We start from the raw sequence: 22,090 nt of genomic DNA on the forward strand, positions 1-22,090 counted from the left end.
TCCATCGGTTTGGGTATGCCGGCGGCTCCGGCGCCCACCCTGGCGCCGCGGCGCAAGACCCGTCAACTCATGGTGGGCGATGTCGGCATCGGCAGCGAGCATCCGATCGCCGTGCAGTCCATGTGCACCACCAAGACTCATGACGTCAACGCGACATTGCAGCAGATCGCCGAGCTGACCGCGTCGGGCTGCGACATCGTGCGGGTGGCCTGCCCCCGGCAGGAGGACGCCGACGCACTGGCCGAGATCGCCCGGCACAGCCAGATCCCGGTGATCGCCGACATCCATTTCCAGCCCAAGTACATCTTCGCCGCGATCGACGCCGGTTGCGCGGCGGTGCGCGTGAACCCCGGCAACATCAAGGAGTTCGACGGCCGGGTCAAGGAGGTGGCCAAGGCCGCCGGCGACGCGGGCATCCCGATCCGCATCGGGGTCAACGCCGGCTCGCTGGATCCACGGTTGATGAAGAAGTACGGCAAGGCCACGCCCGAGGCGCTGGTCGAGTCGGCGCTGTGGGAGGCCTCCTTGTTCGAGGAGCACGGCTTCGGCGACATCAAGATCAGTGTCAAGCACAACGATCCGGTGATCATGGTCGAGGCCTACACGCAGCTGGCCGCCCAGTGCGACTATCCGCTGCACCTCGGGGTCACCGAGGCCGGACCGGCGTTCCAGGGCACCATCAAGTCGGCGGTGGCCTTCGGTGCGTTGCTGTCCAAGGGCATCGGCGACACCATCCGGGTGTCGCTGTCGGCGCCGCCGGCCGAAGAGGTCAAGGTCGGCAATCAGATCCTGGAATCGCTGAACCTGCGTCCGCGCGGCCTGGAGATCGTGTCCTGTCCGTCGTGTGGGCGGGCTCAGGTCGACGTCTACACGCTGGCCAATGCCGTCAGCGCGGGGCTGGACGGGCTCGACGTTCCGCTGCGCGTGGCGGTGATGGGCTGCGTGGTGAACGGTCCGGGCGAGGCTCGTGAGGCCGACCTCGGGGTGGCCTCCGGCAACGGCAAGGGCCAGATCTTCGTCAAGGGTGAGGTCATCAAGACCGTCCCGGAGGCACAGATCGTCGAAACCCTGATCGAAGAGGCCATGCGGTTGGCCGAACAGTCGGGTTCAGATGATGCAAGCGGTTCGCCGGTGGTGACCGTAAGCTGATAGCGACCCTGTGAGCGGGGTCACCCAGCCTCGGCTTGAGCAGAGAGAATTGTCCATGTCGGCTCCGCCACTGTTCCGCCTCGTCGACGAGCGTCGAGTTTCCGTGGTGCGAGACGCCACTCCCTGTCTGCAGGTGTTCGACGAGGACCCGGTGGGCTCGTGCATGGTCGCCGCGCGGGTGGCCGAGTTCGGAGTCGAGCACGGCGCGATCGGCGGGGAATTGTGGACGCGACGCGGGGTCACCGAGTCACTGTGTTACGCCGGGCCCAACCTGATTCCGCTGCGCGGTGACACCGAGGATCTCAAGGCTTTCGCGGACAAGGCGATGAGCACCGCACGCCGATGTTCGTCGTTGGTGGGCCGGGCCGAACTCGTGATGCCCATGTGGCGTCGGCTGGAATCGGTGTGGGGCGCTGCGCGCGACGTCCGAGAGCAACAGCCGCTGATGGCGCTGCACTCGATTCCGAACTGCGCGATCGATCCCGCGGTCCGGCCGGTGCGGATGGAGGAACTCGACGCGTACCTGGTGGCCGCGGTCGACATGTTCATCGGCGAGGTCGGCGTCGACCCGAGGTTGGGAGACGGCGGCCGTGGTTACCGTCGCCGCATCGCCGGCCTGATCGCCGCCGGGCGGGCGTGGGCCCGGTTCGAGCGCGGCCAGGTGGTGTTCAAGGCCGAGGTCGGATCGCAGTCGCCGGCGGTCGGTCAGATCCAGGGGGTGTGGGTGCACCCCGAGTGGCGCGGCCACGGACTGGGTACCGCGGGCACGGCAGCGTTGTCGGCTGCGGTCGTGGCCTCGGGCCGGATCGCAAGCCTGTACGTCAACGACTACAACACGATCGCCCGCGCGACCTACGACCGCATCGGGTTCGAACAGATCGGCACCTTCGCCACGGTGTTGCTGGACTGACTCCCCACGTTGACATTGAATCTACGCAGACGCCTACTCGATCTTTTACAGCCTCAGTTCAAAGTCAACGCCCGCGCCCGGGCCCGGGGGCCGGCTGGAGGATTTAACGAGGGTCGCAACACCGTCTCGGTTCGGTCTCGGTGCGCCTCCGACGAAACCGGCGTTCTCGTTCCTAACATCAGCCTCAATGGCAACTCAAACATCATCAGTCACACGAGCCGCAGGGATGCTGACGGTCGTCGCGGTGATCGGTGCGACGGCGCTCAGCGCCTGCACCCCCCGACCCGACGGGCCCGAACCCGCTGCCGAACGGTTCTTCGCCGAACTGGCCACTGGTGACACCGAGGCCGCCGCGGCATTGTCCGACCGGCCCGAGGATGCCAAAACCGCTCTCGACGAGGCGTGGAACGGCCTGCAGGCCACCCGGCTCGACGCACAGATCCTGGGCTCCAAGTACGCCGGGGACACCGGCAGCATCACCTACCGCTACACCTGGCACCTGCCCAAGGACCGCACCTGGACCTACGACGGCCAGCTCAACATGGTCCGTGACGAGGGGCAGTGGGAGGTGCGCTGGAGTGCCACCGGGCTGCACCCGAGGCTGGGGGAGCACCAGACGTTCGCTCTGCGCGCCGACGCTCCCCGGCGGGCCCGGGTCAACGAGCGTGGCGGCACCGACGTGCTGGTCCCCGGCTACGTGTACCACTACGGCCTGGACGCCAGAGCGGCCGGCGCCGCACTGATGCCAACCGCCCGCGCGGTGGCCGACGCGCTACGGCCCTTCGATCCGGCACTGGGCAATCCGCAGTTACTCGCTGAACAAGCCAGCGCGTCGGCTCAGCCCATGAGCCTGATCACGCTGAAAGAGGCGGACAACGACCGGATCGCTGCCGCCATCGGCAAGCTCTACGGTGTCGTCATCACCCCGCAACCCGAAATGTTGCCCACCGACCCGGATTTCGCGCCGGCCATCGTCAACGAGGTCAAGAGATCGGTGGCTGATCAACTCGATGGACAGCCGGGCTGGCGGGTGGTCACCGTCAACCAGAACGGTGTCGACGTCGACGTGCTCAACGAGGTGCCGGGCGATCCTGCACCGTCGATCACCATCAGCCTGGACCGCGCCGTACAGGACGCCGCGCAGAACGCCGTCAACACCACCGGCAAACAGGCGATGATCGTGGCGATCAAACCGTCCACCGGTGAGATCCTCGCGGTGGCGCAGAACGCGGCCGCCGACGCCGTCGGACCGCTGGCCACCATGGGCCAGTTCCCGCCGGGGTCCACGTTCAAGATGATCACTGCCGGCGCCGCCATCGAACGCGGGATGGCAACGCCCAACACGCTTTTGGGCTGCCCGGGCACACTCGACATCGGCCATCGGACCGTCACCAACTACGACGCCTTCGACCTGGGCACGGTCCCGATGTCCCGCGCATTCGCCAACTCGTGCAACACCACCTTCGGTGAACTCGCCAGCCGGATGCCGCCGCGCGGACTGACCCAGGCCGCCGCGCGGTACGGCATCGGCACCGACTACGACGTCGCAGGCATCACCACGCTGACCGGCTCGGTGCCACCGACCGTGGACCTGGCCGAGCGCACCGAGGACGGGTTCGGTCAGGGCAAGGTGTTGGTGAGCCCGTTCGGCATGGCACTGGCCTCGGCGACCGTGGCCGCCGGCCACACGCCGGTGCCCCAGCTCATCGAGGGACGCCAGACCATGGTCGACGGGGCAGGGGCCCCGATCAGCCCGAAGATGGTCGACGGACTGCGGCCGATGATGCGGTTGGTGGTCACCAACGGCACCGCCAAGGATCTCGGCGGACTCGGCGACGTGCGCGGCAAGACCGGTGAGGCCGAGTTCATGGGCGGCTCACACTCCTGGTTCGCCGGATACCGCGGGGACATGGCGTTCGCCGCGCTGATCGTCGGCGGCGGTAGTTCCGAGTACGCGGTACGGATGTGCAAGACCATGCTCGACGGCCTGCCCCACGATTACCTCGCCTGAACGGCGGTACCGTGGGTACGTCATGACTGGCACCAATGAACGATCGGTGGATCTGCGCGTCTCCGACGCCGACCGCAACGGCACGTTGCGGCGGTTGCACAGCGCCGTGGCGCTGGGGCTGATCGACATCGCCGAGTTCGAAGAGCGTTCGGCGAGGGTGTCGCAGGCTCGCCTGCATTCCGACCTCGACGAGTTGGTGGGGGACCTGCCCGGGCCCGGAGCGATTGTCACGACGGCCACCGACCGGGTCGAGTTGCGGGGCGTGCTCGGCTCGTTGAAACGCCAGGGGGAATGGACAGTCCCGACCCGGCTGGCGCTGGTGCGCCGGATGGGTTCGGTCGATCTGGATCTGACCCGGGCCCGGTTCGCCGGGCCGATGGTGGTCATCGAGCTGGACCTGAAGTTCGGGTCGCTGGAGCTGCGACTGCCCGAGGGGGCCAGTGCATCGATCGACGACGTCGAGGTGATCGTGGGCAGCGCCGACGATCACCGCCGTGACGCCCCCGGCGAGGGCACCCCGCACGTCATCCTGACCGGCCGGGTGGTGTGCGGTTCGGTGGACATCCGTGGACCGCGTAAAGCCTGGTTCGGCCGGTTTCCACGGTCTGACCGGGCCTGAGGTCTATCGCGGGTCGAGCACGGCGAAGCTCAGCGTGGCCCGCGCGGCCAGCCGGTGCTCCCGGCCCACATCGGTGACATCGACCGAGGTGACGATCAAGCGTCGTCCCGCGCGCACCAGGGTGGCCACCGCCCGCGCCGGCCCTTCGACGATCGGCGCCAGGTAATGAATGTTCATGTCGGCGGTGGTCACGTCCTGTCCGGGCCCGACGTTGCGGCCCGCCAATCGGCCGGCCGCGATGTCGATCAGGGTCGCCACCAATCCGCCCTGCAAGGCTCCGCGGATATTGGTCAGGTCAGGCCGGTTGTCCATCTCGACGATGAGCGTCTCGTCGTTCTCCAGGACATCGCGGAACCCCATCTGGCCGAGTAGATGACCGGGCGTGGTCCGCATCGGGGTCGACTCACTGAGCATGGCTGAAAAGTTAGCATCATTCTCGCTGTGAGAGATTGCCGTTCTCCTGGCTATCCTTGCTGTCATGCCTGTTCGTACCGCCCTGCGCCCCGGCGTGCTCTCGCCGACCCTGCCGGTTCCGAAGTCGATTCCCCGGCCGGAATACGCGTGGAAGTCCACCGTGCAGGAGGGCAGCGAACCCTGGGTGCAGACGCCCGAGGTGATCGAGAAGATGCGTGTCGCCGGTCAGATCGCCGCCGCTGCGCTGGCCGAGGCCGGCAAGGCGGTGGCGCCCGGTGTCACCACCGACGAACTCGACCGCATCGCCCACGACTACATGGTCGACCATGGTGCCTATCCGTCGACGCTGGGCTACAAGAGCTTTCCGAAATCCTGCTGCACCTCACTGAACGAGGTGATCTGCCACGGCATTCCGGATTCGACGGTGATCGAGGACGGCGACATCGTCAACATCGACGTCACCGCCTATATCGACGGGGTCCACGGCGACACCAACGCCACGTTTCTGGCCGGAGACGTCTCCGAGGAACACCGCCTGCTCGTCGAACGCACGCACGAGGCGACGATGCGCGCCATCAAGGCCGTCAAACCCGGCCGCGCGCTGTCGATCGTCGGCCGGGTCATCGAGGCCTACGCAAACCGCTTCGGCTACAACGTGGTTCGTGATTTCACCGGGCACGGCATCGGCACCACGTTCCACAACGGACTGGTGGTTCTGCACTACGACCAGCCCGCCGTGGAGACCGTTCTGGAGCCGGGCATGACCTTTACCATCGAACCGATGATCAACCTCGGCACGCTCGACTACGAGATCTGGGACGACGACTGGACCGTGGTGACCAAGGACCGCAAATGGACCGCGCAGTTCGAGCACACCCTGGTGGTCACCGAGGACGGCGCCGAGATCCTCACCCTGCCGTGACCGTTCTCCCGCGAGCAGACATAAAACTGCCCATTTTCGCTGTGAAAAGGGCAGTTTTATGTCTGCTCGCGCGAGGAAAATGAGCGGGGCGCTCCTGGTCGCCGGCACCACCTCCGATGCCGGTAAATCGATGGTTGTCGCCGGGCTGGGCCGGTTGTTGGCCCGCAAGGGCCTGTCCGTCGCGCCCTTCAAGGCGCAGAACATGTCGAACAACTCGGCGGTCACCGTCGACGGCGGCGAGATCGGCCGGGCTCAGGCCATGCAGGCCCGCGCGGCCGGCCTGGCGCCTCACACCAGGTTCAACCCGATCCTGCTCAAGCCGGGCGGGGACCGCACCTCTCAGCTGGTGATCCGCGGACAGGTGGCCGGGACGGTGGCCGCCGGCGACTACTTCACCCACCGCGACCGGCTCGCCGCGGTGGTGGCCGACGAATTGGCTTCACTGAGATCAGAATTCGACGTCGTCATCTGCGAGGGGGCCGGTTCGCCGGCCGAGATCAACCTCCGCGCCACCGACCTGGCCAACATGGGGTTGGCCCGGGCGGCGCACCTACCCGTCGTCGTGGTCGGCGACATCGACCGGGGTGGGCTGCTGGCCCACCTGCACGGCACCGTGGCGGTGTTGGAACCCGCCGATCAGGCGCTCATCGCCGGATTCATCGTCAACAAGTTCCGCGGCGACCCCGCACTGCTCGCACCCGGGCTGCTCCAGCTGCAGGAACTCACCGGCCGACCCACCTACGGGGTCATCCCCTTCGACGACGGAATCTGGCTCGACACCGAAGATTCCGTGTCAGTGCGGCCGGGTGGACTCGTCGGCGTCCCGCAACCGCCGCGCGGCACGCAAACTCTCACCGTCGCCGCCATCCGGCTGCCACGGATCTCCAACTCCACCGACATCGAGGCGCTGGCCTGCGAGCCCGGTGTGGTCGTGCGCTGGGTCGCCGATGCCGCCGATCTGACGGGTTTCGACGCAGTGGTGATACCCGGCAGCAAGGCCACCGTGCACGATCTGGACTGGCTGCGCCGTCGCGGCCTGGCCGACGCGATCTGTGCCCACGCTGCTCAGGGACGACCGGTGCTCGGTGTGTGCGGTGGATTCCAGATGCTGTGCCGGCGAATCGACGACACGGTCGAAAGCCGCGGAGCGCAACCCGTCGAGGGGTTGGGCCTGCTCGACGCCGACATCGAGTTCGCCCCACAGAAAACCCTGCGGCATTGGGAAAAACCCTTGTGGGGCTATGAGATTCACCATGGCCAGGTGACCCGTGCGGCGGAGGCAGACTGGCTCGGCGTCGGCCTGCGTCACGGCGCGATCTACGGCACGCACTGGCACGGCCTGCTCGACAACGACGAGCTGCGCCGAACCTGGCTGGACGAGATCGCCGCCGCCGCCGGACGCAGCGGATTCGTCGTCGCCGACGACACCGACGTGCGCGGCCGCCGCGACGCACAACTGGATCTGATGGCCGATCTGCTGGCTGCCCACCTGGATCTGGAGGCCGTGATGGGCCTGTTGCGGAGCGGCCCGCCACCACGGCCCACCATGAACACTGCACTAACCGGCCCAGCCCGATAGCCTGGGCAGATGAATCGGTGCCATCGAGGGGTGGCAGCGTTGGTCGGGCCGATCGCCACGTTGCTGGTGGTGTCCGGCTGCGCGTCCGTCGTCGCCGGCAGCCCCACCTGGCCCGGCGCCAGCCTGGAAAGGGTGCTGCTGAGTGCCGCGGACCTCCCGTCCGGCGTGCAATTCGACCGGGTGGCCGGCGACGGCGGGCCCGGTGGACCGGGAGAACCCAGCGGACCGCCCGCGATGCTGTCCGAACCGGCAGGGTGCAGTGACGGGTTGACCCGGGTGATCGCCGAGTCCGCCGAGCGGGGGCCGGGCAGCGCCGCGCAGATCATCGCGGCCTATGACGGGGCGCGCATGGTGCTGACCGTGCTGACCTCGCCGCTGCCGATGGAGCGGCTCGAAGCCACCGCCGCGCGGTGCGCCCGGTTCTCCACCTACTTCGACCCCACCGACGCGGGCATCCCGATGACCACCACCCGGATGGACGGGACGCGGGCCTCGGTCTTGGTCTACCAACAGACGATGCGGCTGGGCAGCGACGAACAGAGCATCTACTTTGCCTTCGAAAATGTGGGCACCTGGGCGGTTTTCGGTATCGCGTTTCCTACGCCCGATCCGTCGATCGCCACCAAAGGTGAATTGCCACAAACGTTTCTGGAGATTTTCGACAACCAGGCGCAGCGCCTGGCGCAGCGCTGACGTCGACGTCAGGACAATGTGGATTTCGGCCCGTACGTCGAATCCGGACGGTAGTTTGTCCGAATGCTTACCACCGTCATGACGATCGACGGGTTCAGCACGCCCGTCGACGTCTCGGGACCCGACAAGGGTTCCACCGTGGTGGTGCTGAGCGCCGGCCACCACGGCCCGACCGCATACGAGCCGATCTGCCAGCGCCTCCACACCGCGTCACTGCGCACGGTGATCATCGGTCCAGATCCACGGCTCACCGCCAAGTCCGTGGTCGGCATTCTCGATTCACTCGACATCAAATGGGCTCTGCTGGTCGGAGACCGCCTCGGTGGCGAGCTGGCCTGGGAGCTCGCCGCCACCCGGCTGGACAAGTTCATCGGCCTGGTCGTGGTGGACCGGGGGCACCCCCGCGTCGCCGATGCCACCGGGACGATCCGCGACGACGAATGTCCGCCTGTCGAGATGAACACCACCGTGCTGGTCAGCACCCCGGCCGCCCGCGCCGTGGCCAAGGCCAGCCAGCGATACGTCTACGGCGACTTCCGACTCGTGGAGATGCCGGGCCGACGCAGCGCCAGCGACTCGACGGCCCAACTTGCGGCCGAGATCGTGCTGCGCACCAGTAGTTGGTGACGGACGCTCAGTCAGCCGCCTCGGTGTTGTCGGGTCGGCGGCCTGCCTTCGCGCAAGCGCTCAGTCAGCCGCCTCGGTGTTGTCGGGTCGGCGGCCTGCCTTCGCGCAAGCGCTCAGTCAGCCGCCTCCGAAGGCTTCCAGGCTTGCGGCAAACCCGGCTGCTGCGGGAACAAGAAATCCACGAACGCCGCCGCTGTCGGTTGCGGCTCGTGATTGGCCAGGCCGGGGCGTTCGTTGGCCTCGATGAAGACGTACTCCCGGCCCGTGACGTCGGGCACCAGCAGGTCGATGCCCGTCACCGGTATGCCGATCGCCTCGGCAGCAGCGACCCCGACCCGGCACAGCTCGGGATTCACTTGTGCGGTGACGTCGTGAATCGTCCCGCCCTGATGCAGATTTGCCGTCCGCCGCACCCGCAGCCGGACCCCCTCGGGCAGGACGTCGTCGAACGACCAGCCGGCCTCGGCAACGGTTCCCTTGGTGACGTCGTCGATCGGGATGCGTGACTCCCCACCGGTGGCGGCCGACCGGCGCCGCGACTGCGTCTCGATGAGCTCACCCACCGTGTGCTTCCCGGTGCCGACCACCTCGGCGGGTTTGCGGATCGCGGCGGCCACCACCTTGCCGTCGATGACCACCAGCCGAAGGTCGTCACCGGCCGCGCGCTGCTCGATGAGCACCTCGGGATACTGCTCGCGGGCCCGGTGCAGTGCCGCATCCAGTTCTTCACTGCCGTCCACGCCGACGGTGATGCCCTTGCCCTGTTCGCCGCGGGTCGGTTTGACCACCACGTCGCCGACCTCGGACAGGAACTCGTGGTCCTCGCCGTCGAAGGTGACCAAGCGGCCTTTGGGCACGGTGATCCCGGCGTCGGACACGATGCGCCGGGTCTGGCGTTTGTCGTCGCAGCGGGCCATGGCCACCGCGGAGGTGAACTCCGAGAGGGATTCCCGGGTGATGACGCTGCGGCCGCCGTGTGACAACCGCATCTCACCGGCGCCGGCATCGAGCACCTCGACCCGGATACCGCGACGCATCGCCTCGTCGGCGATGATCCGCGCGTAGGGGTTCAGATCGTCGACGGTTTCCGGCGGGTGGGTGAACAGCGGCTCGTTGATCGCGTTCTTCCGCTTGACGGCCAGCACCGGCACCCGGTGGAAACCCAGCTTCTCGTACAGCGCGATCGCGGCCGAATTGTCATGGGCCACCGAGAGATCCAGATAGGCCCGACCACGCTCCCGGAAGATCCCGGCCAGTGTGCGGGTCAGGGCGTCGCCGACACCGGGCAACCCGGCGGCCGGGTCCACCGCCAGGCTCCACAGGCTCGCCCCGTCCTCCGGGTCGGCGAACAACCGTTTGTGGTCGACACCGGTGACCGTGCCGACCACCGAGCCGTCGTCGTCGCGCACCGCCACCAGGTAGACCACCGCGGGAGTCAAGGTGTGGTTGTGCCAGATGACGTCCACCGGTGCCGGCACCATCCCGCAGCGGACGTACACGCGGTTCATGTCGTCAGCGTCGGCCGGGGTGTGCAGCGTGCGCACGCTGAATCCGACCGGCTTGGGCCCGGCGAGCTCATCGGTGAACCGCAGCCGGTAGGTGTGGCTGGGATCGATGAACAACTCGGCGGGGGAGCGGGCGACCAGAACATGCGATTCGCGGGCGTAGATGCAGATGTCCCGCCGGCCGGGCCCCTCTCGCTGCAGCACCTCGGCGAGCTGTTCGGGGTCGGCGAAGGTTTGGCCGAAAATCAGGCGGCCCCAACCTAATTCGAGGACGACATCGTCGGCCATGGCATCGACGAGGTGCTGCGGTGAGGCATCGTGCAGGCCGAGCGTGATCGCCTCGGTGTGATCGGCCCCCAGGGGGGAAGCCGAGGCGTCGGGCTCGGTGGCGGTCACGCCGCGGCCCCCGTGACGCCGTGGCGTTGCAGCCACAGCTCAAGTAGCGCGATCTGCCACAACTCGTTGCCCCGGAGGGGAGTCAGCCTGCCGTTCGGGTCTGCCAACAGCCGGTCGACAGCCTCGGGTCGAAACAAGCCGCGCTCCTTGGCTTCCGGCGCGTACAGCGCATTGCGGACCAGGTCGAGGTACGGACCTTCGAGGTGGGTCAGTGCCGGGACCGGGAAGTATCCCTTGGGGCGATCGATCACCGCGGCCGGGATCACCCGGCGCGCAGCCTGTTTGAGCACGCCCTTGCCTCCGTGTGCGGTCTTGAGCGCCGGCGGACAGGTGGCGGCCAACTCGACGAGTTCGTGGTCCAGGAACGGCACCCGGCCTTCCAGACCCCAGGCCATCGTCATGTTGTCGACTCGTTTGACCGGGTCGTCGACCAGCATCACCGTGGTGTCCAGTCGCAACGCCCGATCCACACCGGTCTGTGCCCCGGCAGCGGCGAAATGGTCGGTGACGAAGGCCCCGCTGGGATCACTCTCGGCGCGGTACGCGTCGCTGATCAACGCGCCCACCCCGGCGCTGTCGCGATCGAAGAACGCGCCCCGGTAGCTGGCCACCGCGCCGGCGAGGTCGGCGGCGGCCGGCTCGGCCATGGGTGGATACCAGTGGTACCCGGCGAACACCTCATCGGCGCCCTGGCCGGACTGCACCACCTTGACATGCTTGGCCACTTCCTGGCTGAGCAGGTAGAACGCCACGCAATCATGGCTGACCATCGGCTCGCTCATCGCGCCGATCGCCCCGTCGAGGGCGGGCAGCATGCGCTCGGTGCCGATCCGGATCTGGTGGTGGTCGGTCGCGAAGTGCTCGGCGATGATGTCGGAGTACTTGAACTCGTCACCGGCCACCCCGCCGACCGACTCGAAACCGATCGAGAACGTGGACAGGCCGTGCTGTCCGGCCTCGGCGAGCAGACCGACGATCAGGCTGGAATCGACGCCGCCGGACAACAGACATCCGACCGGCACGTCGGCCACCAGGCGGCGCTCCACCGCACGCCGCAGCGACTCCAGGACGGCGTCCTCCCAATCCTTTTCCGACCAGTCGGCCCGGTCGTCACGTCGGGTGAAGTCCGGTGACCAGTAGACGGTGGTGTGCCGGCTGCCGTCGGGTTCGATCGCGACCACCGAGGCGGGCGGCACCTTCTTGATGCCCTGCAGGATGGTCAACGGCGGGGGCACCACCGAGTGGAACGTGAGGTAGTGGTGCAGCGCGATCGGGTCGATCCTGGTGTCGACGCCGCCACCGGCCAGCAGCGCCGGCAGTGACGAGGCGAACCGGATCCGGTGCGCATCCTCGGTGATGTAGAGCGGCTTGATGCCCAGCCGGTCGCGACCCAGCAGCACCCGGCCGGTGTCGCGCTCGACGATCGCGAACGCAAACATTCCCATCAGGTGCTCGACGAACCGGTCACCCCAGTGGTGATAGGCCTTGATCAACACCTCGGTGTCGCTGTGAGAGAAGAAGCGGTAGCCATGCCCGGACAGTTCCCGACGCAGCTCTTGGTAGTTGTAGATGCAGCCGTTCCAGCAAACGGTCAATCCCAGTTCGGGATCGATCATCGGCTGGGCGCCGGCTTCGGTCAGGTCAATGATTTTCAGGCGACGATGACCCAGCGCGACCCGGCCTTGCGACCACACACCGGCCGCATCCGGACCCCTGGGCGTCATCGCGTCTGCCATGGCCGACACTGCGGAAATATCCGGTGTCCGGCCATCGAGACGCACTTCCCCGGCGGCTCCACACATCAGTTCGACCCTACAAGCATCTGGCCGCTGTGTCGCATCCCCGGGGTGGCCGGGTTTTCTCCGGCGCCGCGGCCGAACCTGTCGGACAGTGGCTTTATCCTCCTCCCATGGGGCCTGGATTCGGCTTCGGCATAGCCCGCGACGAGCTGATTCGCGACTTCGGCGCGCAGTCGACGATGCGCGGTGAGCGCTACGCGGCCGAAGGCCGGATCCGTGACGTCGAGTTCGACGATGGCGGGCGGCTGCTGCGCGGACGGTGTGTGGGATCGCATGGTCAGTGGTATGTCCTTGAGGTCGGCTTGTCGCACGGGAATCCGGCGGTCGTCGAATGGGCGCTGTGTTCATGCCCCGTGGGTTCGTTCTGCAAACATGCGGTCGCCCTGGTGCTGACGGCGGTGCCCGGGGCCGCCTCGCAGCCACCCGTGGAGCGATGGCGCTATCTGCTCGATCGCGTGCTCGACGAGGTGGCCGTGCCCGAGGGCGGCGGCAAACCGATCGCCCTGGAGTTCTCCATCGGTGCTCCCACCCGGTTCCGGCCGGGGACATTGCTGATGCTGCGGCCGCTGTCCCTCGGGAAGCGGGGCACCTGGATCACCCGGGCGTTGACGTGGCGGCGCCTGATCGAGCACCCCGATCCCGGCGAGTTCGATCGCGACCAGTATCGGGCGGTGCGGGCGTTGGTCTCCGAGATCGAGTGGTACACCTCGCCGCGCGGTGTCGAGGCCATGATGCTCAACGGGATGTCCGCGACCCTGTGGCCGCGGTTGGACGAGGTGTTGGACGCCGGAGTGACGGTCCTGGCGGACAGCACGAGTGGGATCCGGGCCGTCGAACTGACCAAGAACGTGCACCTGCGATTGGACTTCGCCGCCGAAAATACCGGGGGTGCGGTGATGTCGGTGGCGATGATCGTCGACGGACAGGAACACGATTCCGAGGGCGTCGGGTTGATCGGGATGCCGGCTCCGCACGGGATGTTTCAGGTCGTCGATTCGGTGCTGCGGTTGGGCGCATTCGATCCGGTGCCCGGGCGCACCATGGCCGAATTGCTCGGCCGGCGCGAGCAGGTCCAGATCCCGGCCGCAATGGCCCGCGAACTCGCCGTCGACATCCTGCCGCGGCTGGCCCACAGCGTGGAGTTGGAGGTGGCCGACGGACTGTTCGTGCCGCCCACCATCACGGGCCCGGTGCCGGTACTCACGGTGCACATCCTCGACGGTGGGGCCCGCGCCTTCTGGAGCACGCGCTACCACGTCAACGATCAGCATCATGACTTCGATCCGACCTCGGCGGCCGGCGTGAGCGGGTACCGGGACGCCACCGAAGAAGACGAGCTCTGGGAGCGGATGACGCCGGCATTGCAGGCGGTCGCGGCGGCCGCGCAGGACTGGAAACGGCAAGCCACCCAACATGTCAACCGGCGCATCTCGGCCACTTTGGAAGCCGGTTCGGTCCATGAGTTGCGCGCCATCGTCAACGCCAGAGGCGCGCTGGAGGCGGCTGCATTGGCGTCGCGGCGGACGCTGCTGGGTGCGGTGAACCTGACACCCGTCGAGGCCGCGGTGCTGTGTGACGAGACCTTGCCCCAGCTCGAGTGCTTCACGGAGTTGGTCGTCGATTCCGAGGTGCAGTACCGGGCGTCCGCTGTCGACCCGCTGCTGTCGTTCTCCGGTGACACCTCGCTTCCCGGGGACTGGTTCAGCCTGAACGTCACGGTGCGGGTGGACGGTGAGACGGTGGCATTGGCCGACGTGATCCGCGAATTGAACGCCGGCGCAACGCATATGCTTCTGCCATCCGGTATATATTTCCGGCTGGACACCCCCGAGCTGCTCCGGTTGCGGGCGCTGCTCGACGAGGCGCAGGCACTCGGCGAGATCGACGGAGAGCGGGCCAACGCCGCCACGCTGAACATCACGCTGTGGGACGAACTGCTTGAGCTCGGTGTCGTCGACGAGCAGCTCTCCCGGTGGCGGGCCAACCTGGCCCGGTTGGCCCTGGCCCGGCCGCCGGTGCCGATCGGACCACCGGCGGGGCTTGAGGCCGAACTGCGGGATTACCAGCGCGACGGGCTGGACTGGCTGTCGTTCCTGTGGGACAACGGCATCGGCGGCGTACTGGCCGACGACATGGGGTTGGGAAAGACTGTGCAGACCCTGGCGCTCATCGCCTGGGCGGTGGCCGACGGGGCGGGCAAGTTCCTGGTGGTGGCACCGACCAGCGTGGCCCGCAACTGGGTGGCCGAATGCCATAAGTTCACCCCGGGGTTGACCGCGGTGGCGGTGACCGCCACCGACGCGCGCGGCGCCGTACGACTGGCCGAGCAGGTGGCCGACGCCGACATTGTCGTCACCTCTTACACGCTGTTGCGCATGGATGTGGCCGCCTACTCTCAAATCCAATGGGCCGGAATGGTTCTGGATGAAGCCCAATTCGTCAAGAACCACCACAGCAAGACCCATCAGAGCGCGCGGCTGCTCGACGTGCCGTTCAAGTTGGCCATCACCGGCACGCCGATGGAGAACAATCTGATGGAGTTGTGGTCGCTGCTGTCGATCACGGTGCCCGGCTTGTTCCCGTCACCGAAGATCTTCGAGATGTACTTCCGCAAGCCGATCGAATCAGGCGCCGCCGATGATCGGTTGCCGGTGTTGCGCCGGCGGATCAAGCCGGTGTTGCTACGCCGCACGAAGTCCCAAGTGGTCACTGAGCTGCCCCCGAAGAGCGAGCAGGTGCTCACCATCGCCCTGAGCGCCAGGCACCGCAAGATCTATGACACCCGGTTGGCCCGGGAACGCCAGAAAGTGCTCGGACTGCTGGGGGATTGGGAGAAGAACCGGTTCCAGATCTTCCGGTCACTGACCCTGCTGCGACAACTGAGCCTGCATCCCGGGCTGATCGACGACTCCGCGCGCTCGGTGGGATCGGCCAAGATCGACTTCCTGGTCGAACAGCTCGACCAGCTGGTCGCCGAGGGGCACAGCGCCTTGGTGTTCAGCCAGTTCACCGGGTTCCTGGGCATCGTGCGGGCACACCTGGATTCGGCGGGCATCGCCTACAGCTACCTCGACGGCTCGGTTGATTCCGACGGAAGGGCCGCCGCCATCAAGGAATTCGGGACCGGCACCACACAGGTGTTCCTGATCAGCCTGAAAGCCGGCGGCTTCGGGCTGAACCTCACCACCGCCGACTATTGCTTCCTGTGCGACCCGTGGTGGAGTCCGGCCGCCGAGGCCCAAGCCGTCGACCGGGCCCACCGCATCGGGCAGACCCGGCCCGTCACCGTCTACCGACTGGTCGCCCAGGACACCATCGAGGAGAAGGTGGTCGCTTTGCAGGAGCGCAAGCGGGCCCTGTTCGCCGCGGTGGTCGATGACGGGGACCTGTTCGGCTCGACGATCACCGCCTCCGACATCCGCGAACTGCTGGGGTGATCAGCCGGGCAGTTGCACGGCCGGTTCGTCGTTCACCTGCTTGATCGGTCCGGTGAACCAGTGCTTCACCGACACGTGCCAGTAGATGAACAGCAGCACCAGGACGCCACCCACCAGAAGCGGCGTGTAGTTGACGAACTTCCAGGCGAAGCCCGGATCCCACGGCATGCCGCCCAGCGACGTCGGGAACATCGCGATGATCGAGGTGACGATGATCTCGATGATCGCCACCGGGGCCATCCACTTGTACTTGTTGCCGAGGTTCCACTGGCCCTGCTCGAACGCGTCACCGGCCTTGAGCCGGTAATAGATCGGCACCGCGAAGCAGAGGTACAGCCCCACCACGCCGATGGACACCACCGCGAAGAATGCGACGGGCACCGGGGCGCCGTTGATCTCGACGGGCACCAGCGCGGGCAGCGTGATGAGCGCGGCGACGGTGGCGGTGACGATCACTCCGTTGGCCGGCACCCGCTTGGCGTTGACCTTCGACCACAGCTGATGGCCCGGCACCGCGCGGTCACGGCTGAACGCGAACAGCATGCGCGAGGCGCTGGTCTGGCAGGCCGTGGTGCAGAAGAACTGTCCGGCTGTCGAGATCAACAGCACGATGGCGACCCATTTCGAACTCATCGCCTGGGCGAAGATCACTGCGACCGCCCCGCCGCCCTTGGACACCGCGTCGGCGTCCTGCACCGCGAACAGGAAGGACAGCAGCAGAATCCAGCCACCGATCGCCGAATAGAAGATTGACTGCCAGATACCGCGGGCGGCTGCGTTGGCCGCGCTCTTGGTCTCCTCTGACAGATGCGCCGAGGCGTCGTACCCGGTGATCGTGTACTGCGTCAGGATGGCCGAGATAGGCAACACGAACAGCAGGAAGCCCCAACCTTTCTCGCCGCCGAAGATGCCACTGTTGTTGATGGTCTGGGCGAACACGTCAGAGAAGCTGGCGTGTTGTTTCGGGACGAAGAACAAGATGAGGATCACCGTGGCGGCACCGGCCACGTGCCACCACACCGAGACGTTGTTGATCACTGCCAGCAGATGGCTGGAGAAGATGTTGATCACCGCCGAGACGCCCAGGATGATCAGGAACATGACAAAGACCCGGGTCAGGCTGTAACCGGCGAGCCAGGACTCGCTGAAGGTGCCGAGGGTGAGATCCAGGAACGTCGCGCAGCCGTAGGACACCGAGGCCAGGATCGCGACCAGCCCGATCAGGTTGAGCCAGCCGGTGTAGAAGCCGGCTTTCGGGCCGCCGAGTTTGCTAGCCCACCAATAGATTCCACCCGATGTGGGGTAGGCCGACACCAGTTCGGCCAGACACAGCCCGATGATCAGGATGAACACTGCGACGATCGGCCAGCCCCAGGCGGTGGCCGCCGGGCCACCGTTGTTCCAGCCCAGACCGAACGAGGTGAAGCAGCCGGCCAGGATCGAGATGATCGAGAACGAGATGGCGAAGTTGGAGAATCCGGACCATGAGCGCTGGAGTTCCTGGCTGTAACCCAGTTTGGCCAGATGCCGTTCGTCGTCGGTGAGCTCTTCATGGCCTTCGGGCACAAACGCCTCCTCGGTTATGGGCGGGCCGGGCGGAACGAACCCGCACTGCACACGGACAATAGAGGGTTATTGGTCGGCTGTCCTACCTTTTGCGCGTGACAATCGTGCTGATTCGGGGCACGATCGTGACGTCATCGGCGAGGCAATGGTCGGCTGGAGTTCGGGTTGGCCAGTGAATCCGACACGGGTAGGAGAGTGTGCAATGAGCCACCACCCCGGCATCCTGGCACGAGCCGAGCTCGAGCAAATGGTGGCCGCAGGCGAGATCGACACGGTGATCGTCGCCTTCTGCGACATGCAGGGCCGTTTGACGGGCAAGCGGGTTTCCGGCCGGTTGTTCGTCGAGGAGGTCGCCGCCCACGGGGCGGAGTGCTGCAACTACCTGCTCGCCGTCGATGTCGACATGAACACCGTTGAGGGCTATGCGATGTCGAGTTGGGACACCGGATACGGCGACATGGTGATGACCGCCGACTTCAGCACGTTGCGCGTGATCCCCTGGCTGCCCGGCACCGCGCTGGTGATGGCGGATCTGTCGTGGACAGACGGGAACCCGGTTCAGCAGGCGCCGCGCAGCATCCTCAACCGTCAGATCGACCGGCTGGCGGAGCGGAACCTGGTGCCCTACGTCGGTACCGAACTGGAATTCATGGTGTTCGACAACACGTTTCGCGAGGCGTGGGCGGCCGGATACAAGGACCTCACCCCGGCGTCGGACTACAACGTCGACTACGCCATGCACGCCTCGACCCGAATGGAACCGCTGCTGCGTGACATCCGCCTCGGGATGGAGGGGGCAGGTCTGTACTGCGAGGGCGTCAAGGGGGAATGCAACCTCGGCCAGCAGGAGATCGCCTTTCGTTACGACCATGCCCGCGTCACGTGTGACAACCACACCATCTACCGCAACGGCGCCAAGGAGATCGCCGACCAGCACGGCAAGAGCCTGACCTTCATGGCAAAGTTCGACGAGCGCGAGGGCAACAGCTGCCACATCCACATCTCGTTGCGCGATGACCAGGGATCGGCTGTCTTCGCCGATGAGTCCGACCCGCAAGGCATGTCCCCGATGTTCCGCAGTTTCGTCGCGGGCCAGCTGGCCACGTTGCGAGAGCTGACGCTGTTCTATGCACCGAACATCAACTCCTACAAGAGGTTTGCTGATGGAAGTTTTGCGCCCACGGCCGTGGCCTGGGGTATGGACAACCGCACCTGCGCCCTGCGGGTGGTCGGGCACGGGCACGGGATGCGGGTGGAATGTCGGGCGCCCGGAGGCGATGTCAACCAATACCTGGCGGTCTCGGCACTGATCGCCGGCGGCCTGCACGGCATCGACCACGAACTCGAGCTGCCGGGCCCGATGTCGGGGAATGCCTACGCCAGTGGGGCGCCACGGCTACCCACCACGTTGGGGGAGGCAGTCGAACTGTTGGAGAAGTCCGAGGTGGCGCGTGCCGCGTTCGGGGACGAGGTCGTCGAGCACTACCTGAACAACGCACGGGTGGAGTTGGCGGCGTTCAACTCTGCGGTGACGGATTGGGAAAGGGTGCGTGGATTTGAACGCCTCTGAAACTGCCGTTGAAACCGGGCCGGCGAAGGCGCGGCCGGTGATCGGGATGACGACCTATTTGCAGCAGGCACAGACCGGGGTGTGGGATGTGCGGGCGAGTTTCCTGCCGCAGATCTACTTCGAAGGTGTCACTCGAGCCGGGGGTATCGCGCTGCTGTTGCCCCCGCAGCCGGCCGAGGGTGACATCGTCGACCGCGTACTCGACCGCATCGACGGTATGGTCATCACCGGTGGCCCGGACGTCGATCCGGCACGGTATGGGCAGGTGCCGCATCCGGCCACCAATGAGCCGGACACCGGGCGGGACGCCTGGGAATTCGCGCTGCTGGAAGGTGCGCTGCGGCGGGGTATTCCGGTGCTCGGCGTGTGCCGCGGGGCCCAGGTGCTCAACGTCGTTCTGGGCGGCACACTGCACCAACACCTGCCCGACGTCATCGGCAACACTCACCATCAGCAGGGCAATGCGGTGTTCGGCACCTCTGCGGTGCACACCGTGCCGAACACCGCGCTGGCCGCCCTGATCGGCGACACCTCCGATGCGCAGTGCTACCACCACCAGGCCATCGACCTGCTGGGTGACGGGCTGGTGGTCAGCGCCCGCGACGCCGACGGGGTGATCGAGGCCGTCGAGTTCCCCGGCGACGCCTTCGTGGTCGGGGTGCAATGGCACCCCGAGGAAACCCTCGACGATCTGCGCTTGTTCGCCGCCGTGGTCGATGCGGCCAGAACGTATGCAAAAGAAAGGGTCTCATGACATCAGGTCAGGTGATCAATCCGGCCACCGAGGAGGTGTTGACCACCGTCGAGCACCTCGATGTGACGGCTGTCGACGACGCGGTGGCCCGTGCCGCGGTGGCGCAGCGGGCTTGGGCCCGGCTGGCACCGGCTGAACGCGCCGCAGCGCTACGCGCGTTCGCCGCCGTCGTCGACACCCACATCGATGAACTGGCCGGCCTGGAGGTGGCCAACTCGGGTCATCCGATCGGGCAGGCCGAATGGGAGGCCGGGCACGTCCGCGACGTGTTGCAGTTCTATTCGGCCACCCCGGAACGGTTGAGCGGCAAACAGATTCCGGTGGCCGGCGGTCTGGACGTCACCTTCAACGAACCGTTGGGCGTGGTCGGGGTGATCACCCCGTGGAACTTTCCGATGACGATTGCCGCCTGGGGATTCGCCCCCGCACTGGCCGCCGGCAATGCCGTCGTACTCAAACCGGCGGAGTGGACGCCGCTGACCACGATCCGACTCGGGGAACTGGCCGTCGAGGCCGGCCTGCCCGCGGACCTGTTCCAGGTGCTGCCCGGCAAGGGCTCGGTGGTGGGCGAGCGGTTCGTCACCCACCCGGGCGTGCGCAAGGTGGTGTTCACCGGCTCGACCGAGGTGGGCATGCGGGTGATGGCCGGAGCGGCCGCCCAGGTCAAGCGCGTCACCCTGGAGCTGGGCGGCAAGAGCGCCAACATCGTGTTCGACGACTGCGATCTGGAGAAGGCCGCGGCCACCGCACCGTACGGCGTGTTCGACAACGCCGGGCAGGATTGCTGTGCGCGCAGCCGGATCCTGGTGCAGCGCAGTGTCTACGACCGGTTCATGGAGCTGCTGGAGCCGGCGGTCAAGGGGGTGGCGGTCGGGGATCCCACCGTGCGCGACACCGAGATGGGGCCGTTGGTGTCGCGGCCGCACTGGGAGTCGGTGGCCGGTTATGTGCCCGACGATGCGCCGGTGGCCTTTCGGGGTTCTGCGCCTGAGGGGCCCGGATTCTGGTTCCCGCCAACGGTATTGACCCCAAGCCGAACCGATCGCACCGTCACCGACGAGATCTTCGGGCCCGTCGTGACCGTGCTGCCGTTCGAGGACGAGGCCGACGCGATCGCGCTCGCCAATGACACACCCTACGGATTGTCCGGATCGATCTGGACCGACAACCTGTCGCGCGCGCTGCGGGTGTCGCGGGCGGTGGAAGCAGGCAATCTCAGCGTCAATTCACATTCGTCGGTGCGGTACAACACCCCGTTCGGCGGCTTCAAGCAGTCCGGGCTCGGTCGGGAGCTCGGGCCTGATGCGCCGTTGTCGTTCACCGAGACCAAGAACGTCTTTTTCGCAGTAGAGGAGATGTAGATGGATCTGACCCAACGCCTGGCCGGGAAGGTCGCGGTCATCACCGGCGGCGCCGGCGGCATCGGCCTGGCCGCCGGCAAGCGGCTGCACGCCGAAGGCGCCACCATCGTGGTCGGCGACATCGACCCGACCACGGGCGAGGCTGCCGCCGAGGAGCTCGACGGCTTGTTCGTCCCGGTCGACGTGTCCGACCAGGATGCCGTCGACGAGCTCTTCGACACCGCGGCCGCCACGTTCGGCTCCGTCGACATCGCGTTCAACAACGCCGGGATCTCCCCGCCGGAAGACGATCTGATCGAGACCACCGAACTGCCGGCCTGGCAGCGGGTGCAGGACGTCAACCTCAAATCCGTGTACCTGTCGTGCCGCGCGGCGCTGCGACACATGGTCCCGGCCGGTCGCGGCTCGATCATCAACACCGCCTCCTTCGTGGCGGTGATGGGCTCGGCGACATCGCAGATCTCCTACACCGCCTCCAAAGGCGGGGTGCTGGCGATGTCGCGTGAACTCGGCGTGCAGTACGCCCGCCAGGGCATCCGGGTCAACGCGTTGTGCCCCGGCCCGGTCAACACACCGCTGTTGCAGGAGTTGTTCGCCAAGGACCCCGAGCGGGCGGCCCGGCGGCTGGTGCACATCCCGCTGGGCCGGTTCGCCGAGCCCGAGGAACTGGCCGCAGCGGTCGCGTTCCTGGCCAGTGACGACGCATCTTTCATCACCGGGTCGACGTTTTTGGTCGACGGCGGGATCAGCTCCGCTTACGTCACCCCGCTGTGATGCA

Annotated in this window: 17 protein-coding genes; 13 read left to right on the top strand and 4 right to left on the bottom strand. The window is 66.9% G+C overall.

The genetic code is table 11. From position 1 onward, the window contains the following. The first annotated feature begins 15 nt into the window (after nucleotides 1-15). From ispG to A5740_RS13155, 4 genes are all read left to right on the top strand, one after another. A complete protein-coding gene (gene ispG / locus A5740_RS13140) occupies nucleotides 16-1,149 on the top strand; it encodes a flavodoxin-dependent (E)-4-hydroxy-3-methylbut-2-enyl-diphosphate synthase (RefSeq protein WP_076194640.1) in 1,134 nt (377 codons plus the stop codon). Between the two features lie 55 nt (nucleotides 1,150-1,204). Further along, on the top strand, nucleotides 1,205-2,059 hold the full coding sequence (locus tag A5740_RS13145; RefSeq protein WP_076194642.1) for a GNAT family N-acetyltransferase: 855 nt from the start codon (nucleotides 1,205-1,207) through the stop codon (nucleotides 2,057-2,059). 187 nt (nucleotides 2,060-2,246) lie between these two features. Continuing rightward, entirely contained in the window at nucleotides 2,247-4,070 is a 1,824-nt protein-coding gene (locus A5740_RS13150) for a penicillin-binding transpeptidase domain-containing protein (RefSeq protein WP_076194644.1), read from the top strand. Between the two features lie 22 nt (nucleotides 4,071-4,092). Further along, nucleotides 4,093-4,689, top strand: coding sequence for a DUF1707 domain-containing protein (locus A5740_RS13155; RefSeq protein WP_076194646.1), 597 nt, complete (start codon nucleotides 4,093-4,095; stop codon nucleotides 4,687-4,689). Between the two features lie 3 nt (nucleotides 4,690-4,692). Here A5740_RS13155 and A5740_RS13160 read toward each other — a convergent pair whose 3' ends face one another. Further along, the gene (locus A5740_RS13160; RefSeq protein ID WP_076194715.1) at nucleotides 4,693-5,082 is read right to left on the bottom strand and encodes a PaaI family thioesterase; all 390 of its coding nucleotides are present in this window, start codon (nucleotides 5,080-5,082) and stop codon (nucleotides 4,693-4,695) included. Between the two features lie 85 nt (nucleotides 5,083-5,167). Here A5740_RS13160 and map point away from each other — a divergent pair, with 85 nt between their 5' ends. The 4 genes from map (at nucleotide 5,168) to A5740_RS13180 (ending at nucleotide 8,924) form a co-directional block, all read left to right on the top strand. Further along, complete coding sequence (map, locus tag A5740_RS13165; RefSeq protein ID WP_076194648.1) at nucleotides 5,168-6,025, top strand: type I methionyl aminopeptidase; 858 nt, start codon at nucleotides 5,168-5,170, stop codon at nucleotides 6,023-6,025. A 79-nt stretch (nucleotides 6,026-6,104) separates the two neighbouring features. Continuing rightward, on the top strand, nucleotides 6,105-7,604 hold the full coding sequence (locus A5740_RS13170; protein WP_076194649.1) for a cobyric acid synthase: 1,500 nt from the start codon (nucleotides 6,105-6,107) through the stop codon (nucleotides 7,602-7,604). Between the two features lie 9 nt (nucleotides 7,605-7,613). Beyond that, nucleotides 7,614-8,297, top strand: coding sequence for a hypothetical protein (locus A5740_RS13175; protein WP_076194651.1), 684 nt, complete (start codon nucleotides 7,614-7,616; stop codon nucleotides 8,295-8,297). A 63-nt stretch (nucleotides 8,298-8,360) separates the two neighbouring features. Further along, a complete protein-coding gene (locus tag A5740_RS13180; RefSeq protein WP_076194652.1) occupies nucleotides 8,361-8,924 on the top strand; it encodes an alpha/beta fold hydrolase in 564 nt (187 codons plus the stop codon). A 113-nt stretch (nucleotides 8,925-9,037) separates the two neighbouring features. On the opposite strand, the gene ngg is transcribed toward A5740_RS13180, so the two are convergent. Together ngg and A5740_RS13190 are read right to left on the bottom strand one after the other, a co-directional pair. Continuing rightward, entirely contained in the window at nucleotides 9,038-10,825 is a 1,788-nt protein-coding gene (ngg, locus tag A5740_RS13185) for an N-acetylglutaminylglutamine synthetase (RefSeq protein WP_076194654.1), read from the bottom strand. Next, on the bottom strand, nucleotides 10,822-12,627 hold the full coding sequence (locus tag A5740_RS13190) for an N-acetylglutaminylglutamine amidotransferase (protein WP_076194655.1): 1,806 nt from the start codon (nucleotides 12,625-12,627) through the stop codon (nucleotides 10,822-10,824). Before A5740_RS13190 ends, ngg begins: the two co-directional genes overlap by 4 nt. 107 nt (nucleotides 12,628-12,734) lie before the next feature. Here A5740_RS13190 and A5740_RS13195 point away from each other — a divergent pair, with 107 nt between their 5' ends. Next, complete coding sequence (locus tag A5740_RS13195; protein WP_076194657.1) at nucleotides 12,735-16,061, top strand: DEAD/DEAH box helicase; 3,327 nt, start codon at nucleotides 12,735-12,737, stop codon at nucleotides 16,059-16,061. Here A5740_RS13195 and A5740_RS13200 read toward each other — a convergent pair whose 3' ends face one another. Continuing rightward, entirely contained in the window at nucleotides 16,062-17,627 is a 1,566-nt protein-coding gene (locus A5740_RS13200; protein WP_076194659.1) for an amino acid permease, read from the bottom strand. A gap of 202 nt (nucleotides 17,628-17,829) precedes the next feature. On the opposite strand from A5740_RS13200, the gene A5740_RS13205 reads away from it, so the two are divergent. From A5740_RS13205 to A5740_RS13220, 4 genes are read left to right on the top strand one after another with little or no spacing between them, the layout of a single operon-like run. Next, nucleotides 17,830-19,197 carry a glutamine synthetase family protein gene (locus A5740_RS13205; protein WP_076194661.1) on the top strand — a complete coding sequence of 456 codons (1,368 nt, stop codon included), beginning with the start codon at nucleotides 17,830-17,832 and terminating at the stop codon, nucleotides 19,195-19,197. Nucleotides 19,198-19,243: 46 nt separating this feature from the next. After that, on the top strand, nucleotides 19,244-19,951 hold the full coding sequence (locus A5740_RS13210; protein ID WP_076194717.1) for a gamma-glutamyl-gamma-aminobutyrate hydrolase family protein: 708 nt from the start codon (nucleotides 19,244-19,246) through the stop codon (nucleotides 19,949-19,951). Then, nucleotides 19,948-21,312 (top strand): aldehyde dehydrogenase, encoded by a 1,365-nt coding sequence (locus A5740_RS13215; protein ID WP_076194662.1) that lies wholly within the window; start codon nucleotides 19,948-19,950, stop codon nucleotides 21,310-21,312. Before A5740_RS13210 ends, A5740_RS13215 begins: the two co-directional genes overlap by 4 nt. After that, nucleotides 21,313-22,086, top strand: coding sequence for a 3-oxoacyl-ACP reductase (locus A5740_RS13220; RefSeq protein ID WP_076194664.1), 774 nt, complete (start codon nucleotides 21,313-21,315; stop codon nucleotides 22,084-22,086). Nucleotides 22,087-22,090: the final 4 nt, after the last annotated feature.

Origin of the sequence: Mycobacterium sp. GA-1841, from assembly GCF_001954135.1 — a bacterium.
In the GTDB taxonomy this organism is placed as follows: domain Bacteria; phylum Actinomycetota; class Actinomycetes; order Mycobacteriales; family Mycobacteriaceae; genus Mycobacterium.